This is a genomic window from Dendronalium phyllosphericum CENA369 (assembly GCF_016056275.1).
Taxonomy (GTDB): Bacteria; Cyanobacteriota; Cyanobacteriia; order Cyanobacteriales; family Nostocaceae; genus Dendronalium; species Dendronalium phyllosphericum.
Genome location: NZ_JAECZA010000013.1, coordinates 38,215 through 60,087, shown reverse-complemented (window position 1 = coordinate 60,087; position 21,873 = coordinate 38,215). Strand labels below are relative to the sequence as shown.

The 21,873-nt window shown below is 42.5% G+C and carries 21 protein-coding genes and 1 pseudogene; 11 read left to right on the top strand and 11 right to left on the bottom strand.

Features of this window, described 5'->3' with window-relative positions:
* Positions 1-637, top strand: a pseudogene (locus I8752_RS05735) (transposase); the annotation flags it as partial.
* Here the strand turns inward: I8752_RS05735 and I8752_RS05730 are convergent.
* The 3 genes from I8752_RS05730 to I8752_RS05720 all read right to left on the bottom strand — a co-directional run bounded on the left by I8752_RS05730 (position 589) and on the right by I8752_RS05720 (position 2,539).
* On the bottom strand, positions 589-1,218 hold the full coding sequence (locus I8752_RS05730; RefSeq protein WP_225895466.1) for a hypothetical protein: 630 nt from the start codon (positions 1,216-1,218) through the stop codon (positions 589-591). The pseudogene I8752_RS05735 and the gene I8752_RS05730 sit on opposite strands and share 49 nt — an antisense overlap.
* A gap of 266 nt (positions 1,219-1,484) precedes the next feature.
* Positions 1,485-1,865 carry a hypothetical protein gene (locus tag I8752_RS05725; protein ID WP_214431362.1) on the bottom strand — a complete coding sequence of 127 codons (381 nt, stop codon included), beginning with the start codon at positions 1,863-1,865 and terminating at the stop codon, positions 1,485-1,487.
* Positions 1,866-2,182: 317 nt separating this feature from the next.
* Complete coding sequence (locus tag I8752_RS05720; protein ID WP_214431361.1) at positions 2,183-2,539, bottom strand: DOPA 4,5-dioxygenase family protein; 357 nt, start codon at positions 2,537-2,539, stop codon at positions 2,183-2,185.
* 226 nt (positions 2,540-2,765) lie between these two features.
* Here I8752_RS05720 and I8752_RS05715 point away from each other — a divergent pair, with 226 nt between their 5' ends.
* The gene (locus I8752_RS05715) at positions 2,766-3,500 is read left to right on the top strand and encodes a carbonic anhydrase (protein WP_214431360.1); all 735 of its coding nucleotides are present in this window, start codon (positions 2,766-2,768) and stop codon (positions 3,498-3,500) included.
* A 225-nt stretch (positions 3,501-3,725) separates the two neighbouring features.
* Positions 3,726-5,939: a CHASE2 domain-containing protein gene (locus I8752_RS05710; protein WP_214431359.1), complete on the top strand. Its 2,214-nt coding sequence runs from the start codon at positions 3,726-3,728 to the stop codon at positions 5,937-5,939.
* Positions 5,940-6,042: 103 nt separating this feature from the next.
* Here I8752_RS05710 and I8752_RS05705 read toward each other — a convergent pair whose 3' ends face one another.
* Positions 6,043-7,731, bottom strand: a complete 1,689-nt coding sequence (locus I8752_RS05705) for a DUF3352 domain-containing protein (protein ID WP_214431358.1) — start codon at positions 7,729-7,731, stop codon at positions 6,043-6,045.
* Between the two features lie 322 nt (positions 7,732-8,053).
* Here I8752_RS05705 and I8752_RS05700 point away from each other — a divergent pair, with 322 nt between their 5' ends.
* Positions 8,054-8,422 carry a DUF2237 family protein gene (locus I8752_RS05700; RefSeq protein ID WP_214431357.1) on the top strand — a complete coding sequence of 123 codons (369 nt, stop codon included), beginning with the start codon at positions 8,054-8,056 and terminating at the stop codon, positions 8,420-8,422.
* 206 nt (positions 8,423-8,628) lie between these two features.
* On the opposite strand, the gene I8752_RS05695 is transcribed toward I8752_RS05700, so the two are convergent.
* Entirely contained in the window at positions 8,629-9,015 is a 387-nt protein-coding gene (locus tag I8752_RS05695) for a response regulator (RefSeq protein ID WP_214431356.1), read from the bottom strand.
* A 13-nt stretch (positions 9,016-9,028) separates the two neighbouring features.
* Positions 9,029-11,218, bottom strand: coding sequence for an ATP-binding protein (locus I8752_RS05690; protein ID WP_225895463.1), 2,190 nt, complete (start codon positions 11,216-11,218; stop codon positions 9,029-9,031).
* A gap of 533 nt (positions 11,219-11,751) precedes the next feature.
* Here I8752_RS05690 and I8752_RS05685 point away from each other — a divergent pair.
* The 4 genes from I8752_RS05685 (at position 11,752) to I8752_RS05670 (ending at position 14,496) form a co-directional block, all read left to right on the top strand.
* Entirely contained in the window at positions 11,752-12,573 is an 822-nt protein-coding gene (locus I8752_RS05685) for a HEAT repeat domain-containing protein (protein ID WP_214431355.1), read from the top strand.
* A 9-nt stretch (positions 12,574-12,582) separates the two neighbouring features.
* Entirely contained in the window at positions 12,583-12,969 is a 387-nt protein-coding gene (locus I8752_RS05680) for a nuclear transport factor 2 family protein (RefSeq protein ID WP_214431354.1), read from the top strand.
* Between the two features lie 201 nt (positions 12,970-13,170).
* Entirely contained in the window at positions 13,171-13,410 is a 240-nt protein-coding gene (locus tag I8752_RS05675) for a hypothetical protein (protein ID WP_214431353.1), read from the top strand.
* A 189-nt stretch (positions 13,411-13,599) separates the two neighbouring features.
* The gene (locus I8752_RS05670; RefSeq protein WP_214431352.1) at positions 13,600-14,496 is read left to right on the top strand and encodes a HEAT repeat domain-containing protein; all 897 of its coding nucleotides are present in this window, start codon (positions 13,600-13,602) and stop codon (positions 14,494-14,496) included.
* Positions 14,497-14,580: 84 nt separating this feature from the next.
* Here the strand turns inward: I8752_RS05670 and I8752_RS05665 are convergent, their stop codons facing one another.
* From I8752_RS05665 to I8752_RS05645, 5 genes are all read right to left on the bottom strand, one after another.
* Positions 14,581-14,925 (bottom strand): phycobilisome linker polypeptide, encoded by a 345-nt coding sequence (locus tag I8752_RS05665; RefSeq protein WP_225895462.1) that lies wholly within the window; start codon positions 14,923-14,925, stop codon positions 14,581-14,583.
* Positions 14,926-14,946: 21 nt separating this feature from the next.
* Entirely contained in the window at positions 14,947-15,816 is an 870-nt protein-coding gene (locus I8752_RS05660; RefSeq protein WP_214431351.1) for a phycobilisome rod-core linker polypeptide, read from the bottom strand.
* Positions 15,817-16,139: 323 nt separating this feature from the next.
* Positions 16,140-16,628: a phycocyanin subunit alpha gene (gene cpcA / locus I8752_RS05655; protein ID WP_214431350.1), complete on the bottom strand. Its 489-nt coding sequence runs from the start codon at positions 16,626-16,628 to the stop codon at positions 16,140-16,142.
* A 102-nt stretch (positions 16,629-16,730) separates the two neighbouring features.
* Positions 16,731-17,249 (bottom strand): phycocyanin subunit beta, encoded by a 519-nt coding sequence (locus I8752_RS05650; protein WP_214431349.1) that lies wholly within the window; start codon positions 17,247-17,249, stop codon positions 16,731-16,733.
* Between the two features lie 758 nt (positions 17,250-18,007).
* The gene (locus I8752_RS05645; RefSeq protein WP_225895461.1) at positions 18,008-18,745 is read right to left on the bottom strand and encodes a phycocyanobilin:ferredoxin oxidoreductase; all 738 of its coding nucleotides are present in this window, start codon (positions 18,743-18,745) and stop codon (positions 18,008-18,010) included.
* A gap of 213 nt (positions 18,746-18,958) precedes the next feature.
* Here I8752_RS05645 and I8752_RS05640 point away from each other — a divergent pair, with 213 nt between their 5' ends.
* The 3 genes from I8752_RS05640 (at position 18,959) to I8752_RS05630 (ending at position 21,808) form a co-directional block, all read left to right on the top strand.
* On the top strand, positions 18,959-19,678 hold the full coding sequence (locus I8752_RS05640) for a class I SAM-dependent methyltransferase (RefSeq protein ID WP_214431368.1): 720 nt from the start codon (positions 18,959-18,961) through the stop codon (positions 19,676-19,678).
* A 478-nt stretch (positions 19,679-20,156) separates the two neighbouring features.
* Positions 20,157-21,236, top strand: a complete 1,080-nt coding sequence (locus tag I8752_RS05635; protein ID WP_214431348.1) for a M4 family metallopeptidase — start codon at positions 20,157-20,159, stop codon at positions 21,234-21,236.
* 263 nt (positions 21,237-21,499) lie between these two features.
* Positions 21,500-21,808, top strand: a complete 309-nt coding sequence (locus tag I8752_RS05630) for a protealysin inhibitor emfourin (protein ID WP_214431347.1) — start codon at positions 21,500-21,502, stop codon at positions 21,806-21,808.
* Positions 21,809-21,873: the final 65 nt, after the last annotated feature.

Below are 21,873 nucleotides of genomic sequence, written 5' to 3'. Positions count from 1 at the left end.
AAAAGAATTAAAGAAAGCATTAGATGGCAATAAGATTACAGTAGTAATAGATGAAACAGGAGACAGGAAAAAAGGTAAAAAGACCGATTATGTAGCGAGACAATATTTAGGTAGTGTAGGAAAAATCGATAATGGAATAGTTTCAGTCAATGCCTATGGAGTTTACTCGAATATAACCTTTCCATTAATGGTAAAAGTATTCAAACCAAAAGGAACACTAAAAGAAGGAGATAAATATAAAACCAAAATAGAATTAGCGTCAGAAATTATTACAGAGCTAATTGAAGAGGGCTTTCAGATTGAACTGGTACTGGCAGATAGTTTATATGGTGAGCAGCGCGTTGGGCGGCTTTGCCGACTTGAAGCGACTGCGAACCCGAAGGGTGAAAGTAGCCAATTTCTAAGAAAACTGGGTGAATATAACTTAGCCTATGTAGTAGCAATTAGAACTAATCACGGAGTCTGGCTTCCTTCAGGGCAGAGCGTTAGGGCGAATAAATGGTGTAAGTTTGAGAGAACATTTAGCAACCAAAAATCAGAAACTAGATACATTAGGGAAATAATTTATGGTAAAAAGAGAGCCATAAGTTACTGGGAAATAACTACCGACCCAGAAACCATGCCAGAGAATTCTACTGTTCCAGATTCATCTTTAGATGCTCCCATAGTAAATGAACCACCAGGTATAGAAACCATTTCTAGTTCAACACCATTGTTCAAATTTTCTACAAAGTATTCTGTTTGTTTAATATAACGTCTAGTAATGTTTCCCTGCTTACCTACTGTTACCGTTTCAAAATAAAAGGTTGAAATAGCTGGCAGTTCTGATGTATGTGAATATTGAAATATTTCTGAAGTTTTGCCTTCTAGCTTTTCACTTATCTCATAATCAACTGCTGGTAAATTTTTAGCTGATATACCAATACTTGTATTACTAAAAACCTCTTGTAATACTTCTCGCAAAACTTCCTTGATTCCTTCTGAACTTATGCCTTCGTGGATATCGAATTGATTACCTTTGGCTTGTCCCATGTTGGAATTATATTTTCCTAATTGAAAGACAATTTGAAAGACTTGCTGCCTATCTGCATTTAATATTGATGTGAATTTCTGTATATCATCTGCTGCTACTCCAAGATTCGTTAGTGTACTAATGTCATTTGATATATCAGTTTGTACTGCTTCACTTTTAGCAATACGTTCAAAAATGCCAATCAATTCACTGAAATTAGACAACTGAAAACTCCATAGCTTGGTTGAACTTATATAGCAAGTAAGATATTTGTATCAATTTAAAGGCAGTATATTTATCTTTAATAAAAAAATTAAGTTACAGCAGTTTCCGATGATATGAGGTACAGTTACTACTGTTGGCAATCGCACTTCGCCTGCCCAGTTAAGCAAATTCCTATCTAGCAACCTTTTTGGGCTTTTCTATCCGTCGAACTCACGTTATTTTAATTGAGCAAGCTGCCAAATGCCATTTATCTTCCTCTTTGGGCAAGGAAGCCTAACCCAATGGTCGTCAACAGTCCAAAGCTCAAAAGAGTATTTTCCCACAATGGTGATAAAGTCCTCACATGATTGATGTGAAGGATATCTCCGATAACGCTTGGAATGTTAAAGCCAACAATGACCGAACACAACCAGAACCGCCAACGACGACCAAGGACATTTCTACTGTAATAGTTACTAATCCACAACAAGATGCATCCTAGCAAAACCAAGACATGCAATCCGAGGCTCCGCCAGGGATTCTCGTGGAGGAGAGGACGAAAGTATATCCACCACACCAACCAGAACACCGCATATACCGCAACCAGACCCCAACTCAACCACGAAACCCACCGATTATTGTTATTCACGATCTGCACCAATTTGTTTATTCTCCGATCTTGTATGTGGAGAAGTGAACCCATTTCAGTTGAAAATCCTTATATTTTATGCTCTTAAGAGATTTATTAGCTCAAACAAGGTTAAACAAAGCATAAATTCATTATTGCCAGCCAATGCATTAACAATGCAAGTCGATGCATTGCGAATGCAAGGCAATGCATTACGAATGCAAGGCGATGCATTAACAATCTAAGCCAATGCATTACCAATGCAAGCCAATGCAATTTAATTGCAGACCTATGCATTAATAATGCAAGCTAATGTGTAATTTCAAACTCATATTTTATTAAGTCGTTCCAATCCGCCGCAGGAACTCAACATTTACTTCTAGCTTTTCTCCCAACCACAGAGCATGTTTGGTATGATCTGCAAAAGCATTGCCTGTCTCAGGGTGAACCAAAACATCTAATCCCTCACGATTCAACATTAACCAAGGGATGACGTTGGCAAATTGATTTGGTGAAAATGCCACTTGATACATTGCTTTTGGATGTGGTCCGATGGGAAGATCGTGCCAACGTCCAAGTTGTACCTCAAACCTAGCCCCCAATTCTTCGCGTACACGCGCAGCCGCATCTCGACTTGCAGGATCGTAGTAGATATGAGCGTGAAAACCAGCGATCGCAATAGCATCTTCTTTCATTGTTTTCAACTCTCCTTTTCACTCTCAACTCTAATTTGACAGTATAGAGTAACTTTTTAAAATATAACAATTTGCTTCAGGAGAAGGCAGCACACAAGCAGGCAGAGAATAATTAATAGCTGAATGAATACAAAGTTTCATAGTTCCAGATTACTTCAGATTTATTCAATATTTTTGAAAATGTAAAATAAATAGAATATATATTGAGAGAATGAATGGAATACTAATGAAATATCACAGCATTGATGAACTACTCCGAAATAATCAGGCTTGGGTTGTAGAAAAACTGGCTTTAGACCCAAATTATTTTGAAGAGTTGGCAACAGGACAAACACCACCTTTTCTCTACATTGGTTGTTCTGACAGTCGTCTGCCTTTGACAAACTTTACCCGTACAGAACCCGGAGAGTTATTTGTACATCGTAATATTGCGAATCAAGTTTCTCTCACAGATATTAACTTATTAGCTGTTTTAGAGTACGCAATTACTCATCTTAAAGTTAAACACATTATCGTTTGCGGTCACTACGGCTGCGGTGGAATTACAGCAGCTTTAGAAGGAAAAACAACTGGAATAATTGATAATTGGGTAAATCCTATTCGGGAACTCTATTTACAGAAACAAGACGAAATTGATACTTTACCAACCAGAGAAGAACGTTTGAATCGTTTAGCAGAAATTAACGTTCTGGCACAAGTTAAAAATCTTTACCAAACTTCTATCATGCGTAAGGTACTCTATGAAAAAGATGCGCCTACAGTTCATGGCTGGGTATTGGATATCCAGACTGGTTTAATCAAAGACTTGAATATTTCAACTGTACAATGGCAATCGCACTCATCTTGTTTGTCTTGCAAACTGCCTATGGTTACTCTGGCTGATTTTATACCGAAAGATAAAATAGCAGATTTTGCTAGCAATGAAGAGGTGTCTGAGCCGAATGGCACGAAGAAAACGTGAAATAGCCATAACGTAGATGTGGGGGTTTAGGGAAAAACTCTCAGCCGCACGAAAGGCTTTCTTCCCCTTTTTTGCTTGCGGTATTTTGGTGATAGCGATCGCCTCAAAAAACCCGGTAAACTGCTAAATTAAGTACAACTTGGATTAAATTGCCTTTAATCCTCAGTCCGGTACTTTTGTTGTAATTGGCAACATTTATCAAATCCAGGCTACCGCTGCAACGCTGTGATTAATGGAATATTAGAACGACTCCGAGCCGCGTTGGTAAAAAATAAGAGTTCTCGTGTCACTTCTGCAAACAAAAATTGGTTGCCGATTTTGGCTACAAGTTTGAGTGTGACTGCTTTGGTATGGGGCGTTCGGGAACTCAAATGGTTGCAGTCTTGGGAATTAAAAGTTTACGACGGAATGCTGCGATCGCGTCCTGCGGAACCTCCAGACGGGCGGATTTTACTGGTAACAATTACTGAAGAAGATATAGCGCAACAAAAATGGCCCTTGTCTGATACTAAAATCAATCAGCTATTAGCAAAATTAGAGTCTTATCAACCTCGCGTCATTGGTCTAAATATTTACCGTCCAGAGCAAAACAACTTTGCTGCTGGGCTGAAGAATCAAAACAACATCGTTGGCACTTGCTTATTAAGCAGCATGGGCAGATCGGAAATTCCCCCACCACCTAATTTTTCTATAGACAATGTCGGCTATAACGATTTGATTCCCGATAACCAAGAAGACCAAATAGTTCGCCGTAGTTTATTATTTGCTCATTCTACAGACAGCAAATGTAAAACTACATTTTCCTTTGCTGCTTTATTAGCAATTAATTATTTAGAAAAACAAGGTTTAGAAATAGATTTTCCCGATCAACACAATTTTTATTTAGGTAAAACCTACTTCCAAACCCTCAAAGCAAATTCTGGTAGCTACGAAGGTTTGGATACGGCTGGTTATCAAATACTTTTAAATTATCGTCATCCAGATCGCCTAGCTCAAACAGTAACTCTTACACAAGTCCTCAACAATCAACTCAACCCTAACTGGGTGAAAGACCGACTCGTAATTATTGGCACAACTGCTGCAAGTCTGCATCCTGGGTTATATACACCTTATAGCGCTTCACCAGAACAACCAGCTAGAATGCCTGCACTATTTATACATGCAGAGATCGCAAGTCAGCTTCTTAGTACAGTGCTGGATAAAAGACCTTTAATTTGGTACTGGAGTGACTGGGTTGAACTTTTGTGGATGTGGGGTTGGTCGCTGGTAGGTAGTGTTTTAGCTTGGCAATTACGACATCCTTTATTGCTGCTAGCAGCTGGAGGTATAACTTTAGCTAGCTTAGTGGGGATATGTACTGCTTTGTTTCTCCAAGCTGGATGGATACCGCTAATTCCCCCAGCCATAGCCTTAGTTGTGAGTGGTGTTATTGTCATGGCTCATACCACTTATCAGACTCAACAGCAAACTAAAGCAATTATCCTGCAAGTCGAACAACAACAAGAAGCGATCGCTCAGTTAAATACCCTCTTAAAAGAAACTACAAATACCACAGACACTACTGTAATTCGCGACTTACATTTTCACACAACATCGACAATCACAACGCCAGAAAAAAAGACTGGCGATTTGCTTTTAGGTGGACGCTACCAAATATCTCAAGTTCTAGGTGCTGGCGGATTTGGTCGTACTTATTTAGCACAAGATACTCAAAGGCCAGGTAATCCTAGTTGTGTAGTTAAACAGTTAATGCCAGCACGTAGAGATCCAAAATTTTTACAAGTTGCTAGAAGGTTATTTAATACTGAAGCCGAAATTTTAGAAGCTTTGGGTAAACACCATCAAATTCCTGCATTGTTAGCTTATTTTGAAGATAATGAGGAATTCTATTTAGTTGAAGAATATATTCCCGGACATACTTTAGGTGAAGAATTACCACCCGTGCAAGGCGTACAGAATGAATCTTTTGTTATTGATATGCTCAAAGGAGTTTTAGAAGTTCTGGCATTTGTTCACGAGCATCGCGTAATTCATCGGGATATCAAACCAACTAATATTATTCGCTCTGTTCTAGATAATCGGCTCGTGTTAATTGATTTTGGTGCAGTGAAGTTGATGCAACCACCGACTAGCGAACAAACAGAATTAGCAACAATCGCCATTGGAACGCGGGGTTATGCACCGCCAGAGCAAATGGCTGGCCATCCTCGTTTATCTAGCGATATTTATGCTTTGGGAGTGATGGGAATTCAAGCCATTACCGGCATAACACCCCAAGAACTCCACCCAGATCCAGAGACAGGTAATATCATTTGGCAACAAACACAAATTAATCAAGAATTAGCCGTAATTTTAGATAAAATGGTGCGCTATCATTTTAGCGATCGCTATCAATCAGCCGTTGCAGTTTTACAAGATTTAAAAAGAATTACAAGTTAAAAAAGAAAAGGGAAAAATGGAAGACTTACAGCGTTTTTCAGGTAAATGAAGTACACGCGTAGAGGCGAACGGCCGTTCGCCCTTACATTATTTCACCAGATGTCTACTTAGTAGTACTGGGTTTCAAAGCCAACAACATCTCCAATTCACTGGTGGATTTGTCAGGACTAGTAGCAGTTGCACTAACACCACGAATCGAACTGAGGATAGCACTGGTTTCAGGCGGGATGGGTTGACCTTGGGCTGCAAAACGACTTACTAGGGATACAGCTTTGTCCATATCCAAGTAGAAGTAACCACCATTGGGTTTTTGCAAAGAACTAGTAACAGCTTTGAAAGTTTCGCTATTTTCCAGAGATTGATTTTTGCCAGCGGTAATGGAATCAGCAACAGGGCCGCCAATCGCTAAAAACACAGTATCTTGGTCGAGCCAACCGTGAGATAATAAGGCTCCTTGTTGAGGTATTTGCCATTCAGTTACGTCTTTACCACCAATTTGTCTTTGAGTGATGTTAATTCTTTGGGTTTTGGCAAGAGTATCCAGTTTGGTAAAGGTGGCTTCTGCTGTTTTGCGATCGCTAGTATCAAAGATTAACGCTCCTCCAAAACCTACACTCGCTAATACACCTTGATTGGATGGAATAGCACCAAAACCAAATTCTCCATTCATCCATCCGAAAATGTCTTTATCCAAATCGATATTAACTGTTTGCAGCTGTCCGCGCACCTGTTGTAGGGCTTGCTGTAATTCTGGATAATCTTTGGACTGTTCTACTATGGTTGACCAGCTACGACTGATATCTTTACCGTTAATTAAAGCAAAGGTCTCAATAGGAAATTGCCCCACGATGTTGGCAGGAGTTGTTTCATATTGAAATTTGCTGAGTTGCGGATCTAAATTGGCGATCGCTTTCATCCGCAATCCCGCATCATCAACACCAACAGCCGCTGCCATCGATTTTACCTGTTTTAACTGCGCTAGAGTTTGTGGAGGCACTTGCTTTGCTTGAGGGCTTGCTGTGATAAATTGCTGTACCATACCTGCGTAGTCTGGGATATAAATTTGAGCTAGGGTGTTTTTTACATCTACACCTTTGTTCAAAATATTGCTTGCACCTTCTTTACTCGCAAAGGAAGGCTGTCCTTTATAAGTGTCAATAGCATTCTCTACAGTTTGCTTTTCAGGAGCAAATAGTACATGGCTATTATTTAAAACTGCACTATATGTTGGTTTACCATTTTCGATTGTTTCTGTAATTTTTTCACCTTTATAGTCAGATTCTTGGCTTTTGACATTTTTTTGTTCCTTTAGTCTTTTCGCAAAATTCAAAGCGCTGATTTTGTCCTTGATGCCCACTACCATCAGAATTTTTGGTTCCTGCTGTAATGTAATGGGTGGATTCGCTGGATTAGAAGGCTCTGTTAACTGCGCGGGTTTAGCTGCATTTGGTGGCAACACTGCAAACATCACACCACCAATCCAAGGCTTGATATCTTTCTCATAAGAGATGTTGCTGTCTTTAAACGTATTTTTATTAAAATCTTCTAGACTTTTTGCTAGTAACTTTTGTGCTTCTGGAGTGCCAAACTGCTGCAACTTTGCCCAAGCTTGGGGGTCGGTGGTAATATAAGTTGCCATGAGCGCTGTAGAAGGTACTAGTTTAGCACTGCCTAGAACGCCTGAGCTATCTCCAGAAGGCCCTTTTAAATACATGTAAGCAACCAGACTACCTGCTACAACTACGGCAGCACCAATAGCAGGAATGAAAAACTTCGATTTACTTTCAGACATTATTGCTCTCCTGTTTTCCTCAAATTGTCACCGAGGTTAATAAAAACGTCACTATAGAGTTTTTGGAATTATTCCCCATTTCAAGTAATTTCTCGGTATTTACTGAAAAATTTAGTAGTTCTACACAAAGAAGAATTAGAAAGGACTCCCAAAAATACTTCAATGCTATGACCAGGAAATCCGTAAATGGTGCGTTATATCTCTAAAACACGATCTACCTTGCGGAACGCTCTTGAAAACAAGCTAGGAACCCATCCAACAAAGTTATTCGATAAAATTAATGGGAATGCCAAAACAGCGCCCTGGCTATAAGGAGTTGACAATGACAGAAGCTAAAAATGTAATTGGTACAAACCTAGAGGTATGCTGCACTTCTCCAATGACAGGGTATTACCGCGACGGCTTGTGTCGTACAGGCGGTCAAGATTTTGGTTCGCACGTTATATGTGCCCAAGTTACAGCAGAATTTCTTGATTTTACTAAGTCACGGGGTAACGATCTTAGTACACCTGCTCCTGATTATAATTTTCCTGGTCTCAAACCAGGCGATCGCTGGTGCTTGTGTGCTTCTCGCTGGCAAGAAGCTCTAGAGGCTGGTGTTGCTCCACCCGTCGTTCTCTCATCTACCCATGCTAGAGCTTTAGAAGTTGTTTCCCTAGACGAACTAAAACAACATGCGCTCTCTGTATGAGGAAGTCTATTCATGTCTTCGCTTTCCAAATTGGATAGTTTAATTTCTGGAAGTCCCTAGGAAAAAATCAAGAAAATTAAAAACAAGTGCGAACATTAATAAACTTCTTCGTCACTACACCCCACACCCCACACCCTACACCCGCTCATCCTTATGAATAGCGGATTTGCCGATAACAAGCGTGCCATTCGCCTCCCTGCCTTTGTTCAAGTTTGAAGTTGCCAATGGAGAATCCTGGCAATTTGTTCGGGTAGATCGAGCGAGTTAAAAGGTTTGGTAATCACGCCACTGACTCCCAAATCATTAAACTGCCGCTTTTCTGACGTTTGTGCTTTAGCGGTTAAAAAAATCACCGGGATGTGTTCGGTTTCTGGATGTGACTGGAGTGCTTTAAAAGTAGCGATACCATCCATATCGGGCATCATCACATCCAGCAGAATTACGTCAGGTTGTTCAGTTTGGGCAGTTTGAATGCCTTTAGGCCCCGAACTAGCGGTAAAAACGTCCCAACCTACCGCCATGCGGATACCAAACTGCACTACTGTTTGAATAGTTTCTTCGTCATCAATTATTAAAACTCGTTTTGTAGCCATCACAACCCGCCTTTTAGCTATGCAAAGCTGGCAACGTGAAACAGAAGGTACTACCTTCGCCCAGCGTACTTTCTGCCCAAATTCTACCCTCGTGTTGTTCGATAATTTTGCGGCAAATAGCAAGCCCTAAACCTGTGCCTCCTTTTTTGCGCGAATCTGAAGAATCAACTTGTTGGAATCTTTCAAAGATACTTTCGAGTTTACTTTGAGGAATGCCCTGTCCCTCATCGCGGAGGCTAAACAAAACTTCAGATTGTTGCACGAACTCAATCGTCAACCACACAGTCCTGCTAGGTGATGAGAATTTGATTGCATTACTAAGTAAATTGGTGAGTGCTTGCACGATGTAATCTGAATCAGCCCAAATCTGGATGTCTACTGGCTGTGTTACCAGAGTTACTCCATGCTGTTGGGCCATCGGCTGCATAGCCTCGGTAGCTTGAATCATTAAATCTGCGGCATTGCAGGCTTGCTTTTCCATTTTGAAATTGCCCGACTCGATCCGCTGCAAGTCGAGAACGTTGTTTACCAAGCGGACTAACCTTTCAGTGTTTTCATCGGCAATTTCTAACATTTGCTGTCCATCTGTTGACAGAGTGCCCAATCGTCCCGTAACGAGGATTTTCAGGGCACTGTGTAGGGAAGTTAGAGGAGTCCGCAATTCATGGCTGACAACGGAGATGAATTCGTCTTTCATGCGTTCGATCGCTTTGCGATCGCTAATATCACTAACTAGGGAAAAGAAGCCTTTGACAGTGTTTTGTTCGTCTACATGGGGAATGTAGGTGATATTAACCGAGCGAGAAATGCCATTCTTCAAAGCGATTTCGTTTTCGTAGGTGACGACATAACCTGAAAGCGCCGCTTCTACATGACTGTGCATCCGTTGATAGCAGTCCTCTCCCCAGACATCCTGAAGATGACATCCGTGAATCTCGGTTAAGGATTGTCCGAGCCAATCTTCATAAGCTTGGTTGTTAAAGCGATATCTTTGTTGCTTGTCAACATAAGCAATTAGCACCGGCAGGGCATTAGCGATCAGGCGCAATTGCTCCTCACTGCGCCGTAAGGCTTCTTCTGCGTGCATTCGGTCGTTGATTTCCTGTTGGAGATTGCGATTTACGTCTTTGAGTTCGGCGGTGCGAACTTCGACAATCTCTTCTAAGTTTTCTAGTAGTTGTGCCTGAGCCAAAGCTATACTAATTTGATCTGCTAGTTGTTGCATCAGTTCCAATTCAAAATTCCCCCACCGTCGCGGGCGATCGCAGTGATGGGCAATCAACAATCCCCAAAGCTGATTCTGAGATTTTGATTCATTTTGTTGATGGGAATTCAGATTTTGTAAAATCGGCACAATCAATTTGGCTTTGATATCGAATTGGTCGATAAACTCGATCAAACAATCGGCTAATCCAGCATCGGGATTGTGGACATCTGCGATCGCCCGCACGCGTCCTTGGGCGTATAACTGCTGATACTCCTCTGGAAAAACTTCTTCCGGAAACTCTAAATCTAAAATGTGGGGATATTCTGGCAGAACGGCTTCGCTAATCGCTTTACCCGTTCCATCTGGAAAAACCTGATAAATTAGCACCCGATCTGCTTGCAAAATTCGTTGCACTTCTGTCACGGTAGCCCGGAGAATTTCTTTTAACTGCAACGATTGGCGAATTTTCAAAGTGACTTCAGAAAACAACTCGACCCATTGGCGCTGACACCATAACTCGTCTTGTGCGGCTTCTTTACGGTCAGTAATATCTCGCAAAATGACGAGATGACGATGGGGAACCACATTCAAGGTTAAGGTGTACTCAACCTCTCGTCGAATGCCATCGGGACGCAACAGATTCAATTCTCCAGTCTGCTGGCTACCGTTTTGTACGCTGAAACGAACTCGTTCAAAGTTAAAGTCAGCATTTGTAAAATCAGTTAACAACTTCCCTACTAAAGCTTTACGGGATAAACCAAATAGTTGGCAACTAGCAGCATTAATTTCTATCAGACAACCTAAATCATCTGTGACGGCGATCGCATCACAAGCTTTTTCAAAAATGGGTTGAAGCAACTGTTGCTTTTCTTGCCGCTGATTTGCCGTTGTAGAACTGGATTTATGGTTACGAGTTCGTAATGATTGCCGAGAAGATGAGCGCTTAGACATACAGAACAAAAGCAACGACTCTAAAGAAAATAGTTCGTTACTCATAACTAACTCTGTATTTTATTTCAATACCTTCACCAATAGAAAGGTAGGAGGGGGAGCAGGGGAAGCAGCGAACAAAAAATATCTATGTTAAGACTTATGCACAAAGTATTCTCTGTTGAGACTCGGTGTAGGGAGGTAAGCGTATATGGGTGTAAGGGTTTTGCTCACCTACACCCTTACACCCATTCGATTAATGGGTGTAAGGGTGTAGGGGGTAGGGTGTAGTGTTTAAGAAAATTGAATTTGGATTGCGCCCAAGAATTCAACATCTTCGTTAATTCCCTACACCCTACCCTGCAACCCCACACCCTCCAAGCCAATCATATCAAGGGTTTGCGCTTAACTTAGTGGCATTCACCCATTAATCCTTGCACCCTGACCCAAACACTTGATTTTTCGTCTTCATGCGTAAGTCCTATATGTCATTAATTCTGTCTGAGTACTACCCTGATACTTCGTTGGAAACTGCTATAGGATAACTATATATAGTCGATCCCTTAAATCATTTTTTTCATCCCTTATACTTGTTCCTCATGAATGCCACTCTCCAATCTTTGATTCGTGCTGTGGAAGAAGCAGACTCTTCTACCAAAATGTTAGAAGCTGTAGAAAACTTAGCAGCGGCTCATTTAGAAGAAGCTGTTCCCACTTTAATTGCAGTTTTAGGTTACAACAACCCAGGGGCAGCAGTTGCCGCTGTGGATGGACTGATACAAATCGGAGAACCAGCAGTGTCCGCCTTGCTAGAGCAATTAGACCGACATAACTACTCCGCTAGAGCCTGGGCAATTCGTGCTTTAGCAGGGATTGGCGATCCCAGAGGCTTAATAACTTTATTGGGGGCAGCAACTGCCGATTTTGCTTTAAGTGTCCGCCGTGCGGCTGCTAGGGGTTTAGGAACCATGAAGTGGCACTGGTTCCCAAATGACGAGTTATTGGAAATTGCTCAAGAAGAAGCCCTAGAAGCCCTGTTATTCGTAGCTCAACAAGATGAAGAATGGGTAGTGCGATATTCAGCCGTCGTCGGCTTACAATCATTAGCAGTGGCGATTTGTGAAACTCATTTAGATTGGCGATCGCAAATCCAAACTCTGTTTGAGCAGATGGCGAAAAACGATAAGAGTTGGGCAGTTCGCGGTCGTGTCTTTTTGGCACAGCAACAACTCCAAGCAATCGATCGAGAACAAGAATCTATTGATAACCAACCTTCTCCTCTGTCCGCTATGGATTGGCACTTGATTATGGAGAAACTATACGTTCGCCGCAATCAAGAACGGTTAGTCTTTTCAGAAGGCGATCCGCGCCGTTATCGAGAACTAGCAGTAGCGATCGCCCAAAATCCCAGCGATTCTTAACGCTAAAAAATGCAGACTACAAATATTGATACTGCTTGCCAAGCATTCGCCTATCTCGCTCAGGGATGGGCAACAGGAGATTTTCAGCCTTATATTGAGATGCTTAGTGATGATGTCAGTTTCTCGCTACCAGTTGGTACACAACGAGGTCAGCCCTTTAGTTATGAAGGTAAAGAAGAGATTATTGCAAGAGTGCGATCGCGGCAAGCAGCAGGCGATCGCCTGACATTCAGTCCACCAGATCGAATCACTAGTAACGATACAACCGTTACATTTGAGTTTGAAAGTCAAGGCACAATTCGCAACCAGCCTTTTCAAGGACGCAATGCTATTTCCTTTGATGTGAAAAACAATCAAATTTCCAGCATCAGAGAGTATTTTGGCGACATCAACTGAAATGAGTATTGAGTATTGGGGACTGGAGACAGTAATATTCTTTATTCTTCTCAATAGCCACTATGTTAATACCTAATACCCAATCCCCGATCCTAAATCCCCAGTTCCCAATCCCCAAGAAAAAGGTTTGGCCGCTGGTAACGCAATCTGAGAAAATCTAATACAAGTATTTAGCAATCGTATTTAGGAAAAACAATAGATATGGCTGAACCATCAGAACTCACAGCAACAGATGAGGCGATAACCCTTGAAGAACTGACAGAGATTATTGCAGAACTAGAGGAATATCGAGAACGTCTGATCAACGATACTTTAGCAGCAGCGCAACGGGCTAAAATGCAAAAGTCACAAGCACTCGCCCAACTAGAGCCTGATTTGAACAAAATTGATGGCACACTCCAAGCACTTCGCAATCAGCAGGCTATGACAACAAGTAACTAGTACGTCACAGTTGCAATCAAGCTACTATCTAAAATAAGTAACAAGCTTTTTTACTTTTACTTTGTTGTACTAGTACCGTAGGGCGGAAATAAAGATTTAGATATAACAAAAACTCAAAACCTAACAATTCAAGAAGGTATTTGAATTTGAAATTTGGAATTCCGCAAAGCGGTCAATTGGGAATTTGCGATGAGTAACACGCTCAACTTAGAAACTCAGTCTGGAGACGATCCGATCTTGCTAGCCCAGGCACAGAACGATGCCCTGATGGAGACGGTCAGCGAACAAATCACGTTGGACACCTTCGATCCAAATGACCAACAACTCCTAAAGCGTATGGTGGTTGAGGGTCTAGGCGATTCACGAGGTCTAGTTAGGCTACGTTTTGCAGAAACGCTCGGTGAAATTGGAGAACCAGCGACCCCATTCTTACTAGAAGCGCTGGCTAATCACCCCAACCCAGTCGTGCGGCGAGCTGCTGCTAAAACTCTAAATCTAATTGCTGACCCAACAGCCGTGTCAGGATTGCTCCACGCCTTATTAAATGATGAGGATATCGTCGTCAAAGGTTCAGCAGCGGGAGCATTGGCTAGAACAGGCGAAGCAGCTGTGCCAGCCTTGCTAGACATCTTAGCATCGCCACAGCACCCCGAAGATACTAAAGGTCAGGCAGCGTGGGCGTTAGCATTTATGGGTTCGGAAGCGGCAGAGCATTTGTATAAAGCGGTGAATTCAGATTCTGTGGATGTCAGGTGTGCGGCGGTGGGTGCGATCGCTCATGTCGCTCAAGAACAGTCTGACGAACGTGCATGCAAAGTGTTGGTATCATCTTTGACCGATCCAACTGCCGTCGTTCGTACAGAAGCCGCTGCGGCATTAGCTCAACTCAACTATCCTCCCGCAGTCCCTCATCTGATTTTGGCGCTGCGAGATAGCGATGGTGATGTCAGAAGGGCAGCCGTGACTTCCCTCGGCAAAATAGGCGATCGCAGTGCGCTTGAACCTTTGCAAACTGCCCTCAACGACGAACTCGAATCAATCCGCCGACTCGCCAAATTGGCAATTTCTCAAATTGAGAATCAGTGATTGGGGACTGGGGACTGGGAAATGAGAATGTGAAGAATTTCTCACAAATACTCACCGCGTCCCCCTCCTCCCCAATTCTCTGAACTAGTTTTCGTCGGATGTAATTTCCGTGAGGGGACGGATGTTAACAATTTTGCCGCCTAAGCGAGAAATGCGACGCATTTGCTCATTCATGCGGTTGTAAGGCACTTGAATCAAAATCGTGCTGCTATTGCGAATTGGATAGTTGTTTTGTTCGGTCTGATCGCTTTGCCGTAATCCTTCCACTTCATAGACGAAGATACGGTTATCTGAAGTTGAGCTAGAAGCTCTCGTTAATGCAGATTTTCCAAGCATAACGGCAATGTCTCCTAGTAGAGATAATATGGTGGTTTTTAATTTTGGTAATCGCTTCGTTGCTGACTGCTGACTGTAAGGGCGAACGGCCATTCGCCCTTACAGTCAATAAAATTATTGTGCAAGTGTCACACTTGCTACTTTACCTCCCTGCTTATTAATCTGCTGGAGGGTGTTTGATAACTGGTCGTAGGGAACGATAAACTCTTTATTGCTGCGACGAACCCAAGGATATCTTGGTAGAGAAATCCCCGCTACCTCTATCCGGTAGAGACGACCAGAGGAACCTTGTGAGGATCTACCAAAGGTACGGTTAGGTGCTACACCTTGCGCCGAGGGGCGGTAAGCAAAACCTTCATTACTACCAGAGGGAGCGAGGACCGCAGAACTGCTATTTTTTGCGAGTTCAGCCGCTAAACGGGAACTGCTTCCTCCTAACTGAGAGCGATCGCTATTAGCATAGCCTCGGTAGAGACGAAACATCCGGGTAAACCCAACGGTTTTTTGACCTGTTTGAGTTGAAAAACCGCGATAGTAAGGCACTATGTAATCGCCAAAGTTTGCGTCGTACTCAGCAGAGTCAATATAAGAATCAATGTCTGCCTCAAACCCATGATTTTGGTAGCGATCTAGATGCTCAATCACTTCCGATTCATCATAAGGGGAGCGTCCCAGCAAGTGCTTGAAGTTTAGTTCAATCACTCGTGTTTGGAAATGTGGGTAAAGGAACTTAGTCTTATACAACTCAGACTTAGCAACAGCACGGACAAACTCGCGTACAGAAAGTTGACCGTTAAAAAGCAGAGATTCAAGACTTGTCAGCCGTTCTGCTGCCATCAGATGGTCATTACCCAATAGCTGACGGTAAACTGCATTAATCACAGCTTTGCCATCTTCTACTGTCCAATTTGGACGTAGTTCAATTGGTCTAGTTTCGCTAAAAGCAGCAGTTCCTAGACGTGAAGCCGCAGTTGTAATTGCCACTGGCTCTTCTCCTTGTACGTTTTACTTTGTCAACTAATTTTCGATTTTTGATTTGTGATTTTTAGATTTTTGCCACTCATGAATCCGCTGTGATGAGGATTACTAGATTTACAGTACGTGGATTTATTCCATAATCAAAATTAGTCACTCTGTAAAGGTTTGAGCGATATCTTAATTTTGCATTATTCAATTCAAAATCTAAAATCTAAAATTTAGTTAACTTTAATATTATGAAAAATAACATGCCCAGAACCACAGACTATTGCTTATGTAACGAAATGTAGCACCAACAATATTCTGTTGTTCTGGGCTAGAAGAAACCCTTAACTCAGGGCATTGATGGCGTAGTCAATGTAAGAATTGGCTTCTACAGCGGGGTCGCCGCTCAAACCGTGGTTAGCCTTGACATGCTTTAGCGCTTCAATATACCAGCTGGGAGATAACTCAAAGGTTTTGTTGATTTCAGCCAGTCCACCAATGAGATAATCATCGAGGGGGCCTGTGCTACCTGCAACTAAACAGTAAGTAATTATCCGAACGTAATAGCCAATATCACGCACGCATTTGTCCTTACCAGCTTGAGTAGAAGCATAGTTAGCACCTTGAGTGCTGGTAGTATAAGGAAACTTTTGATACACCGCGTTAGCTGCACCATTAGCTAAACTCTGAGCTTTGCCGCTTAGTGCTTTAGCAGCTTCCAAGCTAGCAGCCGCTTGACGGAAGCGACCAAAAGCAACTTGAAGTTCTGTAGAACTGAGAAAGCGTCCTTGAGAATCTGCGGTTGATACTGCTTCTGTTAAAGGAGTTTTCATGTTAATCTACCTCTCAAAAATCTTGCAAAATGGTTGTTGATTTTATGAACTTTAAAGATTAGTAGTCTGTGAGACTAACTTGGCAGTGTCTCAAATTCTTGACTATGCAACTGCTGAAGCAGCCCGGTCAAAGTAGCTGCCCAATTCGGACATCAACGAACTACAGTCACCACGGGTAACTCCATTGGGGTCATTAGCGATCGCGATCGCAGCTTCTTTCATCTTGCTGACCCCTGTAGCTACGGAACCACCAGGAACGCCCAAAGCCAAATAAGTTTCTTTGAGACCGTTCAAGCAGCGATCGTCTAAAACACTGCCATCGCCTGTAAACACAGCGTAGGTTACATAGCGCAGGATGATTTCCATATCCCGCAGGCAGGCTGCCATCCGGCGGTTAGTGTAAGCATTACCACCCGGTGCAATCAACTGGGGTTGTTCTGCAAACAATGCGCGTGCTGCATTAGCCACAATTGCAGATGAGTTTGAGGTGATGCGGTTGACAACATCCAAACGCTTGCTACCTTCTGTCACCAGATTCTTTAAAGCATCGAGTTGAGAATCGTTTATGTATTCACCGCGCGCATCTGCTTGAGCAACTACTTTAGTAAAAGCGTCTAGCATTTCAAAATCTCCTATTTTTACATGAGTGAGATTGGTTTCAACAACGGTTCGATTAAAGGTAATAAGCTTTCGACTTTTGAAGGATGAAGTTGATACGGAGATATTGATAAACAAAGAGAATAATTCTGCTTCCTAACTCCTGCTGTGTGCGTTTTACCTTTCTCCAGCCCGAAGAGGTAAAAACTTAAGCAAGAAAAAAAGCATTTTCACCTTTTTTCGTCACCTTATATCTTTAACCGAACAGTATTGAGAGTGGTTCAAAGCCTGGCGTTAATCAGGAAATTGAGCTGTGAGCATTGATAAATAAACAAAACTTTGAGGGAATACAAGGAGAGCTTAGTCCCTGATACTATTTGCCGATTTAGAGCAACCCACTGCACAGCCCAAGAATTCAGATAGATATCCATGATTACCAATTTCCCAATACTCATAGAGTTTGAGGGAATCTGAACCCCGACCGTAAGTCAAGAGTTCAGTGCCTTTTGAACCTCCTTTGATTAAACCAACCTGTTTGTGCAAATCTTGTGCAATTTAAAAAGCTTTCTGAATAAACTCGATTAAGAAATATAAAGGAGGCAGGTGGCAGGAGGCAGAAGGCAGGAGGCAGAAGGCAGGAGAGACGCGATGCCAGTCGCTACAACGGGGGGAACCCCCGCAACGCGCTGGCTCATTAATCGCGTCTGTACAAGGGTTATTTCTCCCTCGTCACCGCGTCACCGCGTCACCGCATCTTCTTCGTCCGCCTGCCTTCTCCCTAATCAAGCAGCACAGTCAAAAAGCATGGTAGTCATGTAGCGTTCTGTCCATTCCGAACCAAAGGATTTTTCTAGAACTCGTCGAGTTTTATCATTCTGTTGCTGTCTTGTGCAGTAATTTCGTTGCCCTGCAATTACCTTGGCAACCTCAAGATGCGAAGTTAGGGGAGTTGTTTGACTAGCAATTTGACAATGCAAGGTTAAAAATTCCCGAATTCGTCCGAGAAAAGCCTCTTCTTCCTGAGTGCCTATTGGGCGCACAAATAGACAAAATTCTGAAAAAATATCACCCCATTGGGGCAAAGCGCGTGGTTGAGAAAACTCTATGGGAGAAAGAACTGATAGTGCAGTACGGTAGCTTCTAGGTAATGACCGATCCGCAGCGATGGGAGACAAATCAGCGATCGCAGCACTAATATTATCTCGTCCTCCCACCAAATCAGCTCCAAAAATCGGCAGAGCATATTCGGGATTGGGAAACATCACGCAGTGGAGAATATCCAGCGAATTGCCTACTTGAGCCAGTTCCAGATGAAGCTTGCGAAATTGTGGTGTTTGGTAGCAATGATTTTCAATAACCAACCTTTCCCCTTCTAGACACCCCTCGACGTAGCCTAAATCTTCTGGAACTTGGTAAGGGGATAAATCTAGGTACTCTTGCCAAATTTCTTCAATGCAATTTGCCAGTTTGTGAATTAAGGGATGCTGACGCGATCGCAGCGACTCCATAAACTTAGTCATACGCTTCCATCCAAGTAAAGTCAGGACTTACGCAATAAGTCTTAAAAGTGTTGATACCTTACATTGGCGTATAGTCTGTGCAAAATTTGTGCAAGATAAACTCACGCCCAGCCTCAACCGCTGTATCTGCCGATGGTAATTATCGCTAGACAGTTGAGTTAGAGTCAAATCTGTAAAGTATCTTTAATTATGTCCACTCACGTTACCAGCAATATGCAACAGCTATTTCCCGGAGAAGTATTTGCCAATACTGCTGATTTTGACTCAGGCATTCGCCAGCTATTGCCTCGATATGATGAGATGCTGGAGGTAATTACCCGTTGTCTGCCGTCTACCAGTCGTCGCATTCTAGAATTAGGTTGTGGTACAGGTGAAGTTAGTCTTAAAATACTCAATCGTTGTCCAGATGCCCAAGTAATTGCTTTAGATTACTCACCTCGAATGCTGCAATTTGCTCAAGCTAAAATCACAGCTGCTGGGTATCAACAACGGTGGATTGGTATACAAGCAGACTTTGGCGATTGGGCAAACAATCCCCAAGAATTAGACATTAGCAGCGAATTCGATGCTTGTGTTTCATCTTTAGCAATTCACCACCTTCAAGATGAAATGAAGTTGAAGTTATTTCAGCGCATTGCTGCTAGCCTGAGCCAAGATGGTTGTTTTTGGAATGCAGACCCCGTTTTACCAGAATCTCCAGCTTTAGCAGAAGTTTACAAATCAGCGAGAGAGGAATGGGCTGCTCAACAAGGAACTAATTTGATCGAGATTCGCGCTAAACTCGGCACTAGTAGTACTCAAGGGCACTCTAATCAAGACCAACTCGCATCCTTGAATGCCCATTTACAAATGCTCGCAACAGCCGGATTTAAGATAGTGGCAGTACCTTGGAAGTATTACGGTTTAGCTGTGTTTGGTGGGTGGCTTCATTGAGTGCTGAGTGCTGAGTGCTAAGTGCTGAGTTTTGAGTAAAGAATTGTCTCCCTTGTTTCCTCTTACTTTCCCTGCTTCTGAAGTGAAAATGCTGAGTAAAGAAGTAGAACTCAGCACTACTGACAATTATATTGCATCAATTTATATAACAAATCAGTAACAAATAGTACAATCACTCTTGACAAGAACTATTATATAAAGCTACTAGCTGGTTCTTTGAGGAAGGTTTTGTTGACTGATGGAAAATGAAGCTGAAACTTGCCATATCCAAGCTTGTTTGACGGTTTCTGCCATTTTGCAACATTTAATTACCCCATGAGGGTACTATCCACTCTCAATTGAGCTATCCGACAATAAAGAGTAGAAAATATCTTCAGAAGATCGGGTGTACGCCATTTGCATTAGTTTTTACTTTCTTCAACAGAGGAGTTCGCCCCGCTGTTTGCCATCACTTAGTTTGTAAAGGAGAATATCTTGGATGGCTCGAAATAACAAAAAATCGTCTGGGTTTAAGTGTGAGCATCCACCAATCAATAGATGCCCGATCTGTTGTATTGTCCCGCCCCACATGCTTGAAAACGTCGCCGTGAATGGCAATCCCCAGCAGCGTAGTTGGGCTTTTCATACATTAAATGTTTCGGCACAGTTGCGCGGACGAAGAGACATAGTAGGTGCGATCTCATTTGCGCCTTCTCCTGGTGAGAAGCGTCGCACCATCTACGATGCTCAAAATAGCCAGCAACTCCCTGGTACAGTGGTGCGTCATGAAGGAGATGCTCCCAGCAGTGACGAAGCAGTAAACGAAGCTTACGATGCTGCTGGTGCAACTTATGACTTGTTTTATGAAGTATTCGACCGCAATTCTATCGATGACAAGGGATTGCGTTTAGATTCTACAGTGCATTACGGTGTCAAGTATGACAACGCCTTTTGGAACGGCGACCAAATGGTTTATGGAGATGGCGATGGAGAACTATTTCAACGCTTCACCAAGTCGATTGATGTAATTGGGCATGAATTAACTCATGGTGTCACTCAGTACGAAGCTGGTCTACAGTATTACGGCGAACCTGGAGCGTTAAATGAGTCCTTTTCTGATGTCTTCGGTTCTTTAGTCAAGCAAAAGGTAAAAAATCAGACAGCAGAAGAAGCAGACTGGATCATCGGTGAGGGTTTGTTAGCATCGGCTGTTAAAGGTGTTGGTATCCGCTCGATGAAAGCTCCAGGAACAGCTTATGATGACTCTGTACTAGGAAAAGACCCCCAACCAGGCCACATGAAAGATATGTATACCGGTCAAGATGATAATGGTGGAGTGCATATCAATTCAGGTATTCCTAACTATGCTTTTTATCTAGCAGCAGTTGAGATTGGTGGCTACGCCTGGGAAAAAGCGGGCAAAATTTGGTATATAGCTTTACGCGATCGCCTGCGTGCTAGGGCAGACTTTAAAAAAGCTGCTAATGTCACTATTCAAATTGCTGGCGAACTTTATGGAGTTAGCAGTAACGAACAGAAAGCAGTGCAGAACGCTTGGCAAAAGGTAGGAGTTCTTTAAGACTGGGAACTGGGGATTGGGGATTGGGGATTGGGGATTGGGAAGATGAGGGTGAAAAATAACTCTCCTGACTTGAAAAAGGGTGTAGGGTGTAGGGTGTAGAGAATATTCCTTTTTCATGCATGGTGATGAAAATTTTTTCATCGGGACTGCCTCCTGCCTTCTGCTTCTTAAACAATACCCAAATGCTAGACTGGGAGGTGATAGTTATCACCTCCCAGTCTTTGTATTTCTCCTACTAAACAACGCAATGGAGAAGAAAAATGCGAATTTCCTTTGAACGTACAGGCGGTTTTGCTGGGATCAGTAAAAAGACAACTGTTGACACAGCTACTCTCTCAGCACAAGAAGCTAAAGAATTACCTCAGTTAGTCGAAGTTGCCGATTTATTTCAGTTACCCGAACAAATTACCTCTCCCAATCCCCAGAGCGATCGCTTTCAGTATAAGTTGACTGTAGAAGACAACGGTAAGCAACATACAGTGACTGTAAGTGAAGCAGCATTACCAGGAACTTTAAGACCCTTAATTGAATGGCTAAATAACAGGGGACAAGGGAAATCGGAGGGATGAAGGGGATCGGGGAGTAATAGCTGTTAACTAATAACTTTTTACTTTTAACTCCTGCCTTACAGCTT

Coding starts and splice junctions, on each gene's coding strand:
- I8752_RS05720 (WP_214431361.1), bottom strand. CDS start 2,539: ATGAAAGAAGATGCTATTGCGATCGCTGGTTTTCACGCTCATATCTAC.
- I8752_RS05715 (WP_214431360.1), top strand. CDS start 2,766: ATGAAATATCACAGCATTGATGAACTACTCCGAAATAATCAGGCTTGG.
- I8752_RS05705 (WP_214431358.1), bottom strand. CDS start 7,731: ATGTCTGAAAGTAAATCGAAGTTTTTCATTCCTGCTATTGGTGCTGCC.
- I8752_RS05700 (WP_214431357.1), top strand. CDS start 8,054: ATGACAGAAGCTAAAAATGTAATTGGTACAAACCTAGAGGTATGCTGC.
- I8752_RS05695 (WP_214431356.1), bottom strand. CDS start 9,015: ATGGCTACAAAACGAGTTTTAATAATTGATGACGAAGAAACTATTCAA.
- I8752_RS05690 (WP_225895463.1), bottom strand. CDS start 11,218: ATGAGTAACGAACTATTTTCTTTAGAGTCGTTGCTTTTGTTCTGTATG.
- I8752_RS05685 (WP_214431355.1), top strand. CDS start 11,752: ATGAATGCCACTCTCCAATCTTTGATTCGTGCTGTGGAAGAAGCAGAC.
- I8752_RS05680 (WP_214431354.1), top strand. CDS start 12,583: ATGCAGACTACAAATATTGATACTGCTTGCCAAGCATTCGCCTATCTC.
- I8752_RS05675 (WP_214431353.1), top strand. CDS start 13,171: ATGGCTGAACCATCAGAACTCACAGCAACAGATGAGGCGATAACCCTT.
- I8752_RS05670 (WP_214431352.1), top strand. CDS start 13,600: ATGAGTAACACGCTCAACTTAGAAACTCAGTCTGGAGACGATCCGATC.
- I8752_RS05665 (WP_225895462.1), bottom strand. CDS start 14,925: ATGGCCGTTCGCCCTTACAGTCAGCAGTCAGCAACGAAGCGATTACCA.
- cpcA (WP_214431350.1), bottom strand. CDS start 16,628: ATGAAAACTCCTTTAACAGAAGCAGTATCAACCGCAGATTCTCAAGGA.
- I8752_RS05650 (WP_214431349.1), bottom strand. CDS start 17,249: ATGCTAGACGCTTTTACTAAAGTAGTTGCTCAAGCAGATGCGCGCGGT.
- I8752_RS05645 (WP_225895461.1), bottom strand. CDS start 18,745: ATGACTAAGTTTATGGAGTCGCTGCGATCGCGTCAGCATCCCTTAATT.
- I8752_RS05640 (WP_214431368.1), top strand. CDS start 18,959: ATGCAACAGCTATTTCCCGGAGAAGTATTTGCCAATACTGCTGATTTT.
- I8752_RS05635 (WP_214431348.1), top strand. CDS start 20,157: ATGGCTCGAAATAACAAAAAATCGTCTGGGTTTAAGTGTGAGCATCCA.
- I8752_RS05630 (WP_214431347.1), top strand. CDS start 21,500: ATGCGAATTTCCTTTGAACGTACAGGCGGTTTTGCTGGGATCAGTAAA.